The sequence below is a fragment of the Sphingomonas desiccabilis genome (assembly GCF_004135605.1).
GTDB lineage: Bacteria > Pseudomonadota > Alphaproteobacteria > Sphingomonadales > Sphingomonadaceae > Sphingomonas > Sphingomonas desiccabilis.
Genome location: NZ_SDPT01000002.1, coordinates 592,972 through 609,669, shown reverse-complemented (window position 1 = coordinate 609,669; position 16,698 = coordinate 592,972). Strand labels below are relative to the sequence as shown.

General features: G+C 66.3%; 13 protein-coding genes. 5 read left to right on the top strand and 8 right to left on the bottom strand.

Features of this window, described 5'->3' with window-relative positions; all coding sequences use genetic code 11:
* The first annotated feature begins 36 nt into the window (after positions 1-36).
* From EO081_RS11070 to EO081_RS11060, 3 genes are read left to right on the top strand one after another with little or no spacing between them, the layout of a single operon-like run.
* Positions 37-795 (top strand): SDR family NAD(P)-dependent oxidoreductase, encoded by a 759-nt coding sequence (locus tag EO081_RS11070; protein ID WP_129341978.1) that lies wholly within the window; start codon positions 37-39, stop codon positions 793-795.
* The gene (locus EO081_RS11065; RefSeq protein ID WP_129341977.1) at positions 795-2,240 is read left to right on the top strand and encodes an aldehyde dehydrogenase family protein; all 1,446 of its coding nucleotides are present in this window, start codon (positions 795-797) and stop codon (positions 2,238-2,240) included. The genes EO081_RS11070 and EO081_RS11065 overlap by 1 nt, the downstream gene beginning before the upstream one ends.
* On the top strand, positions 2,237-2,800 hold the full coding sequence (locus EO081_RS11060; RefSeq protein WP_129341976.1) for a UbiX family flavin prenyltransferase: 564 nt from the start codon (positions 2,237-2,239) through the stop codon (positions 2,798-2,800). Before EO081_RS11065 ends, EO081_RS11060 begins: the two co-directional genes overlap by 4 nt.
* Before the next feature lie 36 nt (positions 2,801-2,836).
* Here the strand turns inward: EO081_RS11060 and EO081_RS11055 are convergent, their stop codons facing one another.
* From EO081_RS11055 to EO081_RS11030, 6 genes are read right to left on the bottom strand one after another with little or no spacing between them, the layout of a single operon-like run.
* Complete coding sequence (locus EO081_RS11055) at positions 2,837-3,622, bottom strand: enoyl-CoA hydratase/isomerase family protein (RefSeq protein ID WP_129341975.1); 786 nt, start codon at positions 3,620-3,622, stop codon at positions 2,837-2,839.
* Entirely contained in the window at positions 3,619-5,157 is a 1,539-nt protein-coding gene (locus tag EO081_RS11050) for an AMP-binding protein (RefSeq protein ID WP_129341974.1), read from the bottom strand. Before EO081_RS11050 ends, EO081_RS11055 begins: the two co-directional genes overlap by 4 nt.
* Positions 5,150-5,662, bottom strand: coding sequence for a (2Fe-2S)-binding protein (locus EO081_RS11045; RefSeq protein ID WP_129341973.1), 513 nt, complete (start codon positions 5,660-5,662; stop codon positions 5,150-5,152). The genes EO081_RS11050 and EO081_RS11045 overlap by 8 nt, the downstream gene beginning before the upstream one ends.
* Positions 5,650-6,480, bottom strand: a complete 831-nt coding sequence (locus tag EO081_RS11040; protein ID WP_129341972.1) for an FAD binding domain-containing protein — start codon at positions 6,478-6,480, stop codon at positions 5,650-5,652. The genes EO081_RS11045 and EO081_RS11040 overlap by 13 nt, the downstream gene beginning before the upstream one ends.
* Positions 6,477-9,458 (bottom strand): xanthine dehydrogenase family protein molybdopterin-binding subunit, encoded by a 2,982-nt coding sequence (locus EO081_RS11035; protein ID WP_129341971.1) that lies wholly within the window; start codon positions 9,456-9,458, stop codon positions 6,477-6,479. Before EO081_RS11035 ends, EO081_RS11040 begins: the two co-directional genes overlap by 4 nt.
* Entirely contained in the window at positions 9,455-10,786 is a 1,332-nt protein-coding gene (locus EO081_RS11030) for an MFS transporter (protein ID WP_129341970.1), read from the bottom strand. The genes EO081_RS11035 and EO081_RS11030 overlap by 4 nt, the downstream gene beginning before the upstream one ends.
* A gap of 473 nt (positions 10,787-11,259) precedes the next feature.
* On the opposite strand from EO081_RS11030, the gene EO081_RS11025 reads away from it, so the two are divergent.
* Positions 11,260-12,627 (top strand): alginate export family protein, encoded by a 1,368-nt coding sequence (locus EO081_RS11025; protein ID WP_165284602.1) that lies wholly within the window; start codon positions 11,260-11,262, stop codon positions 12,625-12,627.
* Between the two features lie 79 nt (positions 12,628-12,706).
* Complete coding sequence (locus EO081_RS11020; protein ID WP_129341968.1) at positions 12,707-13,906, top strand: MFS transporter; 1,200 nt, start codon at positions 12,707-12,709, stop codon at positions 13,904-13,906.
* A gap of 154 nt (positions 13,907-14,060) precedes the next feature.
* On the opposite strand, the gene EO081_RS17065 is transcribed toward EO081_RS11020, so the two are convergent.
* The gene (locus EO081_RS17065) at positions 14,061-14,468 is read right to left on the bottom strand and encodes a hypothetical protein (RefSeq protein WP_240697679.1); all 408 of its coding nucleotides are present in this window, start codon (positions 14,466-14,468) and stop codon (positions 14,061-14,063) included.
* 118 nt (positions 14,469-14,586) lie between these two features.
* A complete protein-coding gene (locus EO081_RS11015) occupies positions 14,587-16,674 on the bottom strand; it encodes a DUF5695 domain-containing protein (RefSeq protein WP_129341967.1) in 2,088 nt (695 codons plus the stop codon).
* Positions 16,675-16,698: the final 24 nt, after the last annotated feature.

Genomic DNA, 16,698 nt, shown 5'->3' with positions numbered 1-16,698 from the left:
ATCAGCGCCGGACCACGGCGGGCGAAGGAGAGAGGCATGGCCAGACTGGTCGAACGCAGCATCATCGTGACGGGCGCCGCGCAAGGGATTGGCGCCGCCTACGCTAAAGCGCTCGCCTCCGAAGGCGCGAAGCTCGCGCTGTGCGACCTTGCCCCTCCGGACGAAACAGCAGATGCGATCCGCTCAGCAGGCGGAACGGTGCTGGCACGCGCCTGCGACATCACCCAACCGGCGGCAGTGGCTGCGTTCGCGGCTGAGGTGGAGCGCGAGCATGGCGGCATCCAGGCGCTGGTCAACAACGCCGCGCTGTTCGGAAACCTGGCGCTCAAGTCACTTGAGGACATCACGTCCGAGGAATGGGACCAAGTGATGCGCGTGAACGTCCGCGGCACGTTCGAATGCATCAAGGCAGTGATGCCCGCCATGCGCCGCCAGGGCTATGGCAAGATCGTCAACATTGCCTCCGCCACCGTGTTCAAGGGCGCACCGATGATGCTTCATTATGTCGCGTCCAAGGGCGCGATCGTAGCGCTCACCCGTTCGGTCGCGCGGGAGGTCGGCGACGCCGGGATCCGTATCAACTGCCTCGCCCCCGGGCTGACGATGAGCGCCAATGTCGAGGCCAACCAGGACTGGGCAGGGCGGATCGTCGAGGCGAACATCGCCAGTCGCTGCCTGAAGCGCGATGCCGTGCCCGACGATCTGATCGGCGCGCTGGTGTTCCTGGCGAGCGGCGAAAGCGACTTCATGACCGGCCAGACGATCGTCGTGGACGGCGGATCGGTGACCCACTGATGGAACAGATAATCACTCCGCACTGGATCGATGGCGCAGCGGTCCACACCATCGCCGCGGGCAGCATCGACCCTGCCACCAGTGCAGTCGTCGGGCGGTTCGCGGCCGGCGGTGTCCCCGAAGCGCAGGCCTGTGTCGCAGCGGCACGCCGTGCGTTTGAGGCTAGCGATTGGCCGCTTGCGCCGCGGCTGCGCCAGCGCGTGATGCTCGACTGGGCGGCAGCACTTCGCCCTCGCGTCGATGCCCTGGCCGAGCTCCTCACGCGCGAGAACGGCAAGCCGCTTGCAGCGTCCAGGGGCGAGGTTCTCGGCTCCATCTCCGAAATCGAATATTACGCCGGACTGACGCGGCACATCCCCGGCCATGTCCTAGAGCCTGAACCTGGCGTGCTGTCGACGATGACGCGGGAACCTGCCGGGGTCGCGGCGGTCATAGTGCCCTGGAATGCTCCAGGCATCCTACTTGTGCGCGGCCTGTGCCCGGCGCTTGCCGCAGGCTGCACGACGGTCGTGAAGCCTGCGCATCAGACGGCGCTGTTCAACGCAGCCTTACTCGACCCGCTGCTACGCCATCCGCAGATCCCGCCCGGAGTCGTCAACGTCTTTGCCGAAACCGGACATGATGGTGCCAAGCTGTTGGCTACCCATGCCGAGGTTGACGTGATCTGCTTCACCGGCTCCACAGCCGTGGGCAAGGAGATCATGCGCGCGGCCGCCGACACGATGAAGAAGCTGAGTCTGGAGCTTGGCGGCAAGTCCTGCGCGATCGTGCTGCCCGACGCCGATATCGACGCCGTGGCCCAAAAGCTCGCCGCTGGCGTGACGATCATCGCGGGCCAGCAATGTACCGCAGTCCGCCGTGTCCTTGCCCATGCGGACTGCTTCGATGCGATGAAGGCGGCGCTTGCAAAAGCCCTCGATGCGCTTGCGATCGGCAACGGGCTCGACGACGGTATCGCCATGGGCCCGCTGATAGACATCCCCTCGCGCGATCGTATCGCGGCACAGATCGCGAAGGCATGCGAGCAGGCGGATGAGGTGGTGCTGCGCGGAACGATCCCGGACCGGCCGGGTGCCTTTCTGACCCCTACCCTGGTCCATCACCAGGATACGCACGCCTTCTTCATGCAGGAAGAGATTTTCGGCCCCTTCGTCAGCATCGAGCGGTTCGAGGACGAGGCAGAGGCCGTGCAACGCGCCAATCATACAACCTTCGGCTTGTCCGCCAGCGTTTGGACGAACGATGGCGCCGCTGGACTTCGCCTAGCGCGCGCGCTGCGGAATGGCACGGTGTGGATCAACGAGCACAACAAGCTGTTCCCCGAGGCCGAGACCGGTGGTTTCCGCCAGAGCGGCATTGGTCGCCTTCACGGCTATGATGCGCTGGCGGATTTCACCGAGCTCAAGCACATCTACCAGGCCCCGGGCGTGGTGGCGCGCGGATGAGCGGCCTGCCGATCATCGTGGGGATCTCCGGCGCGTCCGGCGTGATCTATGGCATCCGCATGCTCGAGGTCCTGCGCGAGCTCGGCATCGAGACGCATCTCGTGCTGTCCAAATCGGGCGAGATCACGATCGCGCACGAGACCGACCGCAAGATCGCGGACGTTAAGGCGCTCGCTACGGAGGTTCACCCCCAGGCGGACATCGGCGCCTCCATCTCGTCGGGATCGTTCCGCACGCGCGGCATGATCGTCGCGCCCTGCTCGATCCGGTCGATGTCGGAGATCGCGACCGGGGTTACTTCCGGGCTGCTGACCCGCGCGGCGGATGTGGTGTTGAAGGAGCGCCGCCGGCTGGTGCTGATGGTGCGGGAGACGCCGCTCCACACGGGTCACCTGCGTACCATGGCGAGCCTGTCAGAGGTGGGCGCGATCGTAGCCCCGCCGGTGCCTGCCTTCTACGCGCGGCCGCAGTCGCTCGAGGAGATGGTGGACCATACGGTCGGGCGGATGCTCGACCTGTTCGAGATCGAAACCAGCCTGGTCAAACGCTGGAAGAGCTGATCGGGGCCGGCACGACGCCGGCCCCGTTCCCCTGGCTCACAACCCCTTGAACTGGGGCTTCCGCTTCTCGTGGAACGCTTTCACGCCTTCTGCGAAATCCTCCGAGGAGCGCAGGCGGCTGTAGCAATGGCCTTCCAGCTCGATGGCGATCGCCAGCGTGGAATCCTCGGTGTCGTTGAGCAGCTTCTTGGCCGTCCGCTGCGCGAGTGGCGAGAAGCCGACCAGTTCCTTCACCAGCGCGTCAGTGGCCGCTTCCAGCTGGTCGTCCACCACGATCTCTGTCGCGATGCCCCAATCATAGGCCTGCTGGCCCTTGATGCGCCGCGAGCGCATGACGATGTCCTTGGTGCGGGTGATGCCCACGATCTTCTGCAGCCGCGCCGAGCCGCCCGAACCCGGGATCTGGCCCAGCTTCTGCTCCGGCAGCGCATATTGCACGGTTTCGGAAACGATGCGAAAGTCGCAGGCGAGCGACAGTTCGAAGCCGACGCCGAAGCAATAGCCGCGGTTGGCTGCGATCACCGGCTTGGAACAACGCGCGGGTGCGGCGATGTTCCAGGCAAGCTTCGAAACATGCTCGGGCGTCGCTTCGAGGAAACCCATGATGTAGCCGCCCGACGAGAAGTGCTGCCCGATAGCCCGCACAACGATCACGCGGACGCGGTCGTCCTCATCCAACGCCTCGAACACGCGCTTGAGCTGGTCGCGTTGCTCCATGCTGATCGTGTTGAACTCACCGCGATCGAGGATGATGTCGCCGCGCTGCTGCGCGGCATCGATCTCGACGCGGAAGCCATCGATGTCGGAATAGGGGTCGGTCATGCTGCTTGGTCCTTTTGATCGAGCTGATATTCTCCGGAGACGAGCTTGCGACGCAGCAGCTTGCCCACCGGCGACTTGGGGATCTCCTTGACGAACACGAACCGGCGCGGGCGCTTGAAGTTGGCGAGCGCCGACGACGCGCAATAGGCGTCCAGTTCCTCCGCGGTGACGGGCTTGGCGCGGCTGACGAAGGCTGTGACGAGGCGGCCCCAGCGTTCATCCGGCAGGCCGACGACAGCGACTTCATCGACGGCAGGATGCAGCGACAACAGGCTCTCGATCTCAACCGGCGAGACGTTCTCGCCGCCGGTGATGATCATGTCGTCAACGCGGCCGGTGACGAAGAGGTCGCCGTCCTCGTCGAAATAGCCGGTGTCGCCGGTGAAGTACCAGCCGTCGCGCAGCGCGCGTGCGTCCGCCTCCGGGCGCCGCCAATAGCCCTCGAACGCCTCGTCGCCGGCAAGGGCGCCCAGGATCTCCCCCTCCTCGCCGCGGGCGGCCAGGTCGCCCGGGGTGTCGGCCCCAAGCTTCACCACGCGCACCCGCTGGTTGATGCCCGACCGGCCGGCGCTGCCCGGCTTGCGGGTCGCGTCCTGGTCGATCGTCATCGTGTAGATTTCGGACGAACCATAGTGGTTTACGAACAATTCGGGCCGGAACGCCTCCTGCAGGCGCTTGAGCAGTCCGTCCGTCATCGGCGCGCCAGCGAACCCGAGCTTGCGCACGCTGTCGAGTTGCGCTGAGGCGAAGTCGGGATGATGGACCATGTCATGGTACAGCGTCGGCACCAGGTAGAGATTGTCGATCCGCTCCTGCTCGATCACCTTGAGCGCACCGCCGGCATCAAACTTCGGCATGCACACAAAGGTGCCGTTGATGATCGAGGAGGCGAGCAGCGAACGCACGCCCATCGTGTGGTAAAGCGGCATGACGCCCAGCGTCCGCTCGCCGGTCGCGTACAGGTTCTGCGCGACATGGGCGATCGCACCCGCGCGCTCGGCGCGGTGGCGCCGCGGCACTCCCTTCGGCTTCGACGTGGTGCCGGACGTGTAGAGCATCAGCGACCAGGCGTCGGCATCGACCCGGGGCATCGCCTCGGGCGCAGTTTCCGCGATCAGGCTGTCGAACGCGACTTCGTCCGGACCCGCATGATCGAGGTTGATGCGCCGGATCGCGCCATCGAGCCCCGCTGCCGCGATTGCCTTGGCCGGGGCATCCTCATAGACGATCGCGCGCGCCTCGGCGTCATGGACGCAGTAGCTCACGTCCTCGGACTTGGCGCGCCAGTTGAGCGGCGTCAGGATGATGCCCGTGAACTGGCAGGCCCAGTGGACGGTGGCCGCCTGCCAGCGGTTGCGCAACACGGTAACGAGATGGTCGCCCCGCTTCAGCCCCATCGCGTCGAAGGACGCGACCAGCGACGAGATGCGAGCATACCATTCGGCATAGGTGAGGCGCAGATCGCCGTCGACGATCGCTTCGCCGTCGGGCGCGCGCTCCACGCTCGCGATGAAGCTGGTGCCAAGGTCAAGCATGGTCGGTCTCTCCGTCACGAAGCCAGTCGCGGGCAGCCAGTGCCGCGCGCACGATCGGCGCATATCCGGTGCAGCGGCACAGATGGCCGGACAGCGTTTCCCGGATCAGGTCCTCGTCGGCGTCCGGACGCTCGCGGAACAGCGCATCAAGCGTCATCAGGAAGCCGGGCGTGCAAAAGCCGCATTGCAGCCCGTGATGCTCGCGAAACGCCTCCTGGATCACGCCCAGCCGCCCCGGCTCTTCCTCCAGACCTTCAACCGTCTTCACGTCCGAGCCGTCGACCTGCACCGCCAGCGCCAGGCACGCGCGCGCGGTTTGACCATCGATCAGCACGGTGCACGCGCCGCACACGCCATGCTCGCAGCCGACATGCGTGCCGGTCGCACCGATCTCGTGACGCAGGAAGTCGGTCAGCGACATCCGCGGCTCGGCCTCGCCGCGTACGGTGCGGCCGTTGAGGTTCAGGGTGACGGGGTGGCGCCGGTCGGCGCTCAGTCGCGGCATCGGACCGCCTCCTCGATGGTCTGGCGGCCCAGCCGGCGCACCATGTCGCGGCGATAGCGGCCGGTTGCGTGAAGATCGTCCCGGGCGTTCAGGTCCCAGGCGAACTGGTTGAGCGCGTCGAAGAAGCCGCTGTCGTCGGGAGGCGGCAGGTCCCGCACCATCGGCTGGTCGGCGACGCCTGCGACCGCAAGACTGGTGGTGCCGTCCGGCCGCGCGGTCGCGGCGCAGCCCACGATCGCATAGTCGCCATGACGGCGCGCGATCTCCCGATAGGCATAGCTATGGCCCGGCGCGGCGACGGGGTAGGACACCGCCTCAATCATCTCGTTCTCGGCCTTGGCGGTTGCCATCATGCCCGTGAAGAAGTCGGCGGCGGCAACGCTGCGCTTCTTGCGGCCTGCACGCAGGTGCACGGTGCCGCCGCATGCCATCAGCACAAGGGCGAGTTCGGCCGAGGGATCGGCATGGGCGATCGACCCGCATACGGTGCCACGCGCGCGCGTCTGGCTGTGCCCGACCCAGGGCAGCGCCTTGGCGAGCAGCGGATGCCGCTCGGCCAGCCCGGCGTGATGCTCCAGCGTCCGCTGCCGCACGCCCGCACCGATGCGCAGCACCTTGCCGTCGTCGTCGATCCGGCGCAGCGCCTCAACGTGCATGATGTCCACCAGCAGGGCCGGCGTTGCCAGGCGCATCGCCAGCATCGGCATCAGCGACTGTCCACCCGCGATGATGCGCGCGTCGCCGCCTTCGGCCGCAAGCACCTGGGCCGCTTCCTCGACGCTGTCGACGCGGAGATAATCGAACGGAGCGGACTTCATCGCGCGATCCCGATCATGGCGAGCAGCCGTTTGACGAAGCCGGGCACGTGCAACCGCCCGCTGCCCCCGCCTGCCTTGCGGGCCAGCGCCTCAAAGAACTGGCCGATCACGACCCGCGCCGCACCGTCGAGCAGCCGCCCGCCGATCGATGCGACCTTGCCGCCGATCGCCGCCTGATAGGTATAGCCGATGCGCGTGCCGCCCTTTTCGGTTTCCGTCAGCGTGATCCGTCCCGAGCCCTTGCCAAAGCCAAGCGCGCCCTGGGTGCCGCCGGTCAGGGTGACGCCGTTGGGCTCGTCCAGGTCGGACAGCTCGATATCGGCGGAGTAGCGGCTCTTCACCGGCCCCACGCCCAGCGTGACGTCGGCGGTGAACTTCGTCTCCGACACCTTCTCCACCCCATGCGCACCGGGGATGATCGACATCAGCACGTCGGGATCTAGCAGCATGTTCCAGACCTGCTGGCGCGGCGCCACCACCACGGCCTCCCCCTCGCCGGTCAGCACGCGCTCGCCCGCCTTGGTGGCGGGTGCAGGCGGCGCCACGCGCGGCGGTCGCAGCGGTTCGGGCTCGGGCCCGTGCAGATGTTCCGCCAGCACCGAGGATCGGATCGGCAGGGTCACATCCTCGATCCCCAGCGCGTCCGCCACCGCATTGGCGATGCATGCCGGCGTGGACATGCAATTGCCCTCGCCCACACCCTTTGCGCCAAGCGGCGTGAAAGGCGACGGGCTTTCATAGTGGAGGATCAGCGGCTCGGGCGTCTCCATCACCGTCGGAATCAGATAATCGGCGAGCGTTCCGCTCTCGAGGCTGCCGTCCGGCGCATAGGCGGTCTCTTCCAGCAGCGCCGCACCCACCGCATGCGCGAACCCGCCCGTCACCTGCCCCGCCACCATGCCGGGATGTAGGATGCGCCCGCAGTCGTGCATGGTGACATATTTGTCGATGCGCACCGCCGCAGTCTCGCGATCAATCTCCACGCCGCAGAAGTCGAAGATGAAGCCGTGGCACAGCGAGCTGTTGACGTTGTCCTGAGCGTCCGGCGCGGTCAGTTCGGGCGGAGTCCAGAACGCCGTCTCGCGAATGGCATGCTCGATCCCCTGCGGCAGTTCGCCGGGTGCCCAATGGCTGGTGGAGGCGATGCGACCGAATGCCAGCGAGCGCTCGGGATCGCCGGCATGGACGCGGCCCTTGTCGAACCGGATGTCCTCCAGATCGGCGTCGAGTTGCTTGGCGGCGATCGCGGCGAGCTTGGCGCGCAGCCGTTCCGCGGCGATCCGCGCGGCGCCCGCCACGGCGGGGGCGAAGCGGCTGGAGTAGTTGCCGGACGCGATCGACCATGCGTCCCGGCTTGTATCCACCTCGGTCACGACCCGGACATCGGCGGGTGTGAGGCCGAACGCATCGGCGACAACCTGCGCCAGCACGGTGCGGTGTCCCTGCCCCTGGGGCGTCGAGGAGACGTGGACGCTGACTGACCCGACCGCATCCAGGCTGATCGTGGCCGAGGCCTGCGCACCGTTCTTCGGCCCGGCCTTGGTCCGCTCCTCGGGCGTCAGGACGGCGGTGATGTAGCCCATGTTGGAGACGCTCGGCTCGACCGCAGCGGTATAGCCGATGCCATAGATGCGCCCCTCGGCCCGCGCCGCATCGCGCCTGGCGATCAAGTCGGCCAGCCCGCCATCCTGGACCGCCGCCGCGATCGCCTCCTGATAGTTGCCGCTGTCATAGAGCGCGCCCGTGGCGGTGCGATATGGAAAGGCCTCGGCAGGGATCAGGTTGCGGCGGATCACGTCCAGCGGATCGAGCTTCAGCGTCGTCGCGATGCGATGCACCAGCCGTTCCAGCGCGAAATACACCTGCGGCCCGCCGAACCCGCGGTTAAGCCCGGTCGGCATCTTGTTGGTGAGCACCACGCGATTGCGGATCGCCACGTTCCGGATCGCATAGGCGCCGGTCATGTTGCCGTGCATGCGGTACAAGGTCGCAGGCTCCGGCGCGCGCAGATGGGCGCCCGTGTCCTCGACCTGATCCCAGTCGAGTGCCGTGATCCGCCCGTCCGCCTCGACCGCCGCTGCCAGCGTCACGGCACGGTTGGTGGCCGTCACCGACCCCATCAGATGTTCAAGCCGGTCCTCGATCCACTTGACCGGGCGCCCCGCAACGCGGGCCGCGATCGCCACGAGCACGACATAGGGAAAGATGCCCTGCTTGACGCCGAAGCTACCGCCGCTGTCCGGAGGCGTGCGCAGCCGCAGCCGGTTGCCCGGCACCTTCAGCGCACGGGCCATCACCGCATGGATACTGAACGGACCTTGGAAATTGGCCGTGACGTCGTAGCCGTCGAGCCCGGGATCATATTCGGCGATGACGCCATAGGTCTCAATCGGCGTGCAGGCGTTGCGCGGGTAGCGCACGTCGATCGCGATCCGGTGGGGGGCCGCCGCAAAGGCCGCTTCCGGATCGCCGTAGCGGAATGCCCGCTCCGACACGAGGTTGCGGCCGAGCCGCTCGTGCAGCACCGGAGCATCCTCCTCCAATGCCGCGACAGGGTCGATCACCGCCGGAAGGGGCACGTACCGCACGTCGATCCGGTCCAGCGCGTCCTCGGCGATGTAGCGGCTTTCCGCCACCACCACCGCCACCGGCTCGCCAAAGTAGCGCACCTTGTCGATCGCAATCGGCCAGCAGTCGAGCGGCGCCTTGACGCCCACCACCATGCTGCTGCCGTAGCGTTTCACATCGTCGCCGGTGATCACGGCTGCCACGCCCGGGAGGGCTAGCGCACGAGCGACGTCGATCGCCTCAATCGTCGCGTGTCCGTGCGGCGACCGCAGGATCGCGGCGTGCAGCGTGCCAGGGGCTACCGGCAGGTCGTCGATATAGCGGCCACGCCCCGTCAGCAGCGCCGCATCTTCGACGCGCGGCAGCGATTGCCCGACCCACTTTCCGTCCGATGGCGCAGCAACGCTCAAGCAGCCAGCCTCCCACGTGTTTCGGGTGAGATGATCGCGCCCAGCAGATAGATCGCAGCCAGCACGCCCAGGAAGATGGAGAGCACGTGCGGGATGTCGGACGGCGCCTTGGCCGCGAGCGACACGAACGTCGGCATGATCCCGCCGATCGCGAAGCCCACGTTCCACGACAGCGCGGTGCCCGTGGCACGGATGTCGGTCGGGAACCGCTCATTGAGGTAGATCATCAATGGCGCGAAACCGGCCGAGCCAAGGAAGCTGATCGCCAGCGCATACCAGGTGACGGCACTTCCGGTGGCTGTCGCCATGCCGGAGATCAGCAGCGGAAGCGCGACGATCGCCACTGCGCCGATCACCAGAAACGTCTTCTTGCGGCCGATATGCTGGCTCAGTTCTCCCAGCGCGATGGAGGACAGCGCGCCCATCGCCGCACCCAGCAGCATGATGGTCGACGCCTGCGGCCCGGGAAGCCCGTTCACCAGCTTGAGATAGGTCGGCAGATAACCGGCGGTCAGATAGTAGAAGCCGCCGCCGCCCGCGCTCAACAGCAGGTTCACGAAGAACCGGTTGCGATAGTCGGGCGTGCCGAACAGCTTCTTCAGCGGCGAGGGGCCGGTGGCCGCCTGCTTGTCGCGGCGCTTGGCGTCCTTCGCGTCCTGCGCAGCACGGAACTGCGGCGATTCGGCTAGACCGCGGAACAGCACCAACCCGACGGCGCTGGTCAGCATGCCGCAGAAGAACATGAAGCGCCAGCCGGTGTCGTTGAATGCCTCATCCGGAAAGATCGACGAGATGATCATGAAGGCAAACGATGCCAGGACCGTGCCGACGGCAGCACCGCCTCCCCCGATCAAGCCGCTCATCATGCCGCGCCAACGTTCCGGCACCGATTCCGTGCCGATGACGTGGGTCGAGGCGACGACGCCGCCGACGAATACCCCCTGCACCAGCCGCATCAGCAGGAACAGGACCGTCGCCCAAATTCCAATCGTCTCGACAGTGGGGAGCAGGCCGAACGCAGCGGTCGCGACGCCAACGCCTGCCACCGCGACGATCATCGCGCCTTTGCGGCCATAGCGGTCGGCGTAGGAGCCGAAGAGCGCGGACCCAAGCGGCCGCATGAGCAGGGTCACCGCGAACGAGGCATAAGCGCCCGCCAGGGACAGCATCGGCTCTTCGGAAGGGAAGAAGTGCAGGCCAACGGCGGGCGCGACGTATAGGAGGATGAACAGGTCGAACAGATCGAGCCCCCAGCCGAAGCAGGACGCGGCAACCGCAAGGACGCTTGTCTGCGTTGTCGGGGGGCGAACGGTCGTGGAAGCGTCCATTATTCATCCTCTCCAAAGGCTGCCGCGACGCATGGGACGCAATCTCGCCTCGGAGGATGATCGACCTACGCCAGTATCAACACAAATAAGAACGACTTATCGTCATGATAACGGCTTGTGATGGATTTCTGGTTCGGCCTCATCAACAGGAATGATCACCACCATCGCCGAACATTATTTGCTTGGGGGGCGGGATCGGCGGACCGTGACGCTCCCGATCTCGGGCAATGATATGGCGGTGCGTCCACGCGCCGGTGGAGAGACGAATGGAATTGTTCGCGCTTGGAACAGCGGCGCTGCTCGCTGCGACGCCCGCCTCGGGTGCACCTGCGAGCCCGCGACCGGAAGCACAGCCTGCTCTTCCGCAGACGGCCCCCTCCGCTGAAGCATCGCCGCAGGCTTCACCCGTTCCCACTGGCTTGCCCAGCAACGAGCAACCACACGCCACGCCGGCGGCCCAGGTAGCGCCGCCTGTGACCTACCCGGAAGCGGCAGCGGGATATGGCGCCAAGGCCGGTCCCGCCTTCTATCTTGCGCGCTGGGCAGAGGATTGGTCCTCATTGCGGGATCCGGCCAAGCGTACCGGACCCTTCGATGCGCTGAAGTTCATCCCCCTGGACGCCGACGGCGACGTGTATCTGACGCTCAGCGACGAGCAGCGCCTCCGACACGACACGATCACCAGCCCCGGGCTTCGCGCGGGGAAGGACACCAACGCGCTCCTCTTGCGCAACTTCGTCGGTGCGGACCTGCACGTGGGCGAGAACTTCCGCGCCTTCGGTCAGCTCGCGTCCGGGGCGATCCTGGGCAGCAATCCCGGCAACACCAGCCCGGTTCAGCGCAACGACCTGTTCGTGCAGCAGCTGTTCGCGGAGGTGAAGGGGGAGGTTGCCCCGGGCGTCCAGGCCGGCATCCGCGTCGGGCGTCAGGACTTTCAGGATGGTCCCATCCAGCTTGTCAGCATCCAGGAAAACCCCAACATCCATATCACCTTCGACGGGGTGCGCGCCTATGCCAGCAGCGCCAAGGCGCGCGTCGGCCTGTTCGATCTCCATTATGTCACCGGCGGTCCCGACGCGTTTGACGATCCGACCGACCACAGCCGGCGCTTCTCCGGCGTGACCGGCGGCTTCGTGCTGCCCACCGACCTGTTCGGCGGATCGAAGCTGTATCTCGACCCATTCTTCTACCGCTACCGCAACCGCAACCAGCGCTGGGGGAACCTGCTCGATCGTGAGGAACGGCGCTTCTATGGCGTTCGGCTCTACGGCGACGTGGGGCGTATGAACATCGACATCAACGGCAATTATCAGGAGGGTGAGCAAGGCGGCCGCGACATTTCTGCCTACCAGCTCTTCGCCGCGCAGACCTTCGCAATGGGCGAGGGGCCGTCCGCACCGCGGCTGGGCTGGCGTGCGGATTACGCCTCCGGTGGCGGTGCCTATGGGAACGGCACGTTGCGCTCGGCCAACATCCTGTTCGGCACCGCGCCCTATTTCAGCTACGGCCTGTTCCTAGGCCCGTCGAACTTCTTCGACATCGCGCCGACCTTCACCTTCTCGATCGGCAAGAAGACGCGCGTACTCGCAGAAGCGGCCGCCGTCTGGCGCCCCAGCGAAACCGACGCGGTCTACAACGGCGTGGGTGCCGCCCTTGCCGGCACACAGAACGTCCGCGGCAACTCCGTGGCACAGCTTTTGCGCCTAAACGCCGTGCACTCGCTCACTCCGAACCTCTCCTTCACGTTGCGCACAGAGTATCTGAAGGCGGCCAAGGCGTTGAAGCGGGCGGACTATGCCGATGCGCTGTTCCTCGGCATTTGGGGTACTTTCCGGTTCTGAACTCGCTCGGGCCCGACGGCCAACGGATCGCCGGCGGCAGCGCGAACGTGGGTGGCGCCAGCCAGCCCGGCCCACACCTATGACGTTACCCGGCACACGCACGGGCGACGGCGCCCGCATCAACTCCTCTCGGGCCCTCCTGCTGGCGGGCCTGCTCTTCGTTGCCGCCAACCTTCGTGCACCCGTCACCAGCATCGCCCCGGTGCTGGATGTGGTGTCGCAGGCGTTCGCGCTCACCCCAGGCGAAGCTGGCCTACTGACAACCCTGCCGTTGCTCGCGTTCGGGATCATGGCCCCGGTGGCGCCGATGCTGTCGCGGCGGATCGGCCTGGAAAGGTCGCTCTTCCTCGCCATGGTTTTCCTGATCGCCGGCATCCTGCTGCGCTCCGCTGGCCCCGCCTGGTGCCTCTTCACGGGGATCGCCGTTCTGGGTGTCGGCATCGCGATCGCCAACGTCCTGCTGCCCAGCTTGGTCAAGCGCGACTTTCCCGCGAGCGTGGCCGTAATCACTGGGCTTACGGCCGTGACGATGAGCACCGCCGCCGCGATCGCATCAGCGGCGATGGTCCCGCTGGTTCACGTCGCCGGATGGCAGCTCACGCTCGCGTCCATGCTCGTCCTGCCGGCGGCGGCCATACTGGTGTGGGCGGTGCAGCTTGGCCATGCAGAGCCGCCCATCGCCGAACCTCCCCAGCAGCGGGGCGGAGGCCACCTGTGGCGATCCTCGCTGGCGTGGCAGGTCACGCTGTTCATGGGGATAAACTCCTTCCTTTACTATACCGTGGTAGCCTGGCTGCCCTCGATCCTCACGGAGAGCGGTTATAAACCGGCGACGGCAGGCACGCTCCACGGCCTGATGCAGCTCGCCGCCGTGCTTCCCGGTCTAGTGTTTGGACCAATGATACGCGCACTCCGGGATCAGAGACTCGCCGGGGTGGCGGTCGGCCTAGTGATGTCTGCCTCATTCATCGGCCTTCTCGTCGTACCCGCTTGGGCCTCGCTTTGGGTGCCGCTATTCGGCATGGGATCAAACGGCGCGCTATTGCTGGCGCTGACGTTCCTCGCACTACGGACCGGAACCTCCCGCCAAACCGCCGCCCTGTCGGGCATGGCGCAATGTGTCGGCTACCTGCTCGCCGCTACCGGCCCGATCCTCGCCGGCGTGCTACATGACACGAGCGGTGGGTGGGCCATTCCGTTGGCGGCTGGCGCGATTCTTTGCCTCGCCTTGTCCGTGTTCGGTCTCTTGGCAGGACGTTCGCGACTGGTGTCCGTCTAACGCGACGAGTCTTCCAGAGATGCACGCCAAGCTTCCAAGGGGAGAGTGGTGCGAAGATCGCAAGCGCTAGGCGCCTTCATCAAGGTAAGCGCAGCCTTTTCACGCGTACTTTCTTGCGCTCGGTAAGACGAAAGCGCGAGCGGAATGCAGCGTGTCAGTTGACCTTGCGCACGATCAGCTGCTGGCCGGCCGGCAGCGTGATTTCCGCTGCCGTTGTGCCTTCAACCGTGAAAAGATGCTCCTCGCCATGCGCGACTGCCGCGTAGCTGCCGGGCTGACCTCGAAAGCGCACACGGAGCTTCGGGCTCGAGGTATCGAACCGCTCGACCATAACGGTGAGCGTTCGTCCATCCTCGCCAATTCGTATCGAGGCGTCGTTGTCGAAGCGGCCGTTGAGCAACTCCAAGTCGAACCACGCGCTCGCTATCCGCACGCTTAGCCGTCGCCGGACACCGTCGCGCGGGGAAACGGCAATCTCGTCGCCATCCTGTGCCCAAGCGCCACCATAGCAGATACGCCCGAACACCGGATCATCCGCGACGATGGTGCGTGCCGCGCGCACGGCGCCGCAGAAGCCTAAGTCGATCTCGCACGAGTAATACCACGCGCCTCTGTGGTGTGGCTGATCCAGCCATGTCTCGCCACGGGGTGCCGGCTCGAACCCACCGGCCGCCGCCCCGTCATGCTCGGCACCGGGATACCAATAGCCATAGTCGCTTTCGGCAGTCCCGCTGTTGAGCAGCGCCCATGCGCTCAGCTGCGAAGCATAGCCGAGCCGCAGCAGCGAATGGGGATCGGGCTGGTCGTGCAAGGCATGGTCGAGCACCGCCCATCTGCGCCATGTACGTGAGCGTATAGGAATCGGCGCCTTGCGCGCGGTAGTCGCTGCCGAGCAGGTAGTATGCGGGCTCCAGCCAGCCGCGGCAGAACAGGTTCGCCGCCATCTGCCGATCGGCAAAGGCCCTTGCCTGCCCGGCCGTGACACCCAGCGCGGCAGGGTCGTCGAGTGCCGATCGAGCGAGGGCCTGCGTGGACTCGAATCCGGTCGAATCGAACGGATATTCCGATCCGAACAGATCCGGGCTTTCGAGCACAAAATGGCGCACCTTGCGGGCCCAGTGCGCCTGGAGTTCGGCCGCTTGACCTTTCCACCCGCGTTCCTTCAGCGCGGAGACCAGGTCGGGGATCACGCATTCGTTGTAGAATCCAGTGCCATAGGCAGACCAGTCGATGACACGCATAGGGATGGTGAACATCGCGAGCGCCGTGCCGTGTGCGCGCTCCAGATAGGCGTCGGCGCTCAACTGCGTCGGGATGTGCAGATGGTCGCGCGCAATCCGATACATGGCGAAGTACATCGCAAAGATGTGCGGATAGTCATAGGGCCGCCAGATGTGCAGCCGGCCCTTCTTTCCGGGATCGGCGCTCTCGCGATTGGTCTTCCAATCGGGAATGCCATAGATGCCATAGGTGTGCGCTTCGCGGTCGGAACGCTGCAGGCCACCCCAGACGAAGCGATCGATATAGCGGTCGAGCGCGGCAACCTCAGCGGCAACCGGATGCTCGGCGTTCTTGGTGGCGAGGAATGCCGGCTTGCTCAAGCCCGGATCGTCGCAGGTGACCTCATAGATGCGCCAGCCCTTAATCCGGTCGTATTCGTCCGGACCGAGCAGCACGCCGCGGTCCATCGCCCATTCGCCAAACAGCCCGTCGTACCAGAGCGCCGGATCGCGGTGCTGGCGCTTGGCGATGAAGGCGCCCCGCTTGGCGATCAGAGTCTCGGCCGGTTCGGTCGCAAAGAACTCCAGGGTAGTGCTGCGGCCACCCTCCTGATGAACCGTTAGCCGGTTCTCGCCCAGACGCTGGAATGCCAGCCGATACAGCTGCCGCCCTGCACGCGCGGGCAGCGCGGTGATGTCCGTCTGCTCGGGAAATTCGGCATCGATACGGGTGACCGGAATGGATGAGCGCAGCGCCAGCGTGGCTTCCAGGTCGGTTGGCAGCGTCATGCCGGGCACAACCTCGACATCGATTCCGCCGCTGTCGGCGATCGCCGAACGAGCCGCGCCGTAATCGGCGACCCAGCGGAAGTGGAAACGATAGCTGCGGCACTCGCCCTGGCGCAGAGTCAGCGCGGTGGTCGGCTGGCGCCAGTTGGTGCCGGTGGCACGTGTTTCCGCAGCGGCGGCAGCGCCATGAATGAAGGCACAATAGGTGTCCTCCTCCCCATCCTCCGCCAGCACGCGGCGGTCCCAATATTCCAGGTGCGTGCCCGCTGCGGGCAGCAGCATCAAATAGGGACCGGCGCTGTTGGAGCGCATCCAAAACAGGTGCGATCCGTGGCCGGAAACGAAGCTGTGCTTCAGCACGGCTTCTGTCGCAGGCTGGCCCGCGGCGAAACGAGTGTGCATCGCCAGCGGCAGGACGAGGTCGCCGACCTCGACCGTGTCGCTACCGCGATTGGTTACTTCGATCCGCCACTCCAGCCGCTCGCCGACGAGCTCAAGGTGGCTGGCGAGCGTCAGCGCGGGATCGGAAACGGTCGCCGCGACACCCCCGGGGCGCCATTCGGAAGTACCGGCGACCGTGTCCAACTGGTGCCATGCGGCCCCGCCGAGCCGATAGCGCGCCAGCACCCGGCCCAGCACCGCTCCGGCACGTACATAGTCGGTGTCAAACCGGTCTCCCCGAAAGCGCAGGCTCGTCACCCCATGAGCGTCGCCGCCGATGACGAAAGGCGTGCCGGGCGCGGCGAGCGCACGAGACACGCTACGGGGCTTTCGCGTTCCTTT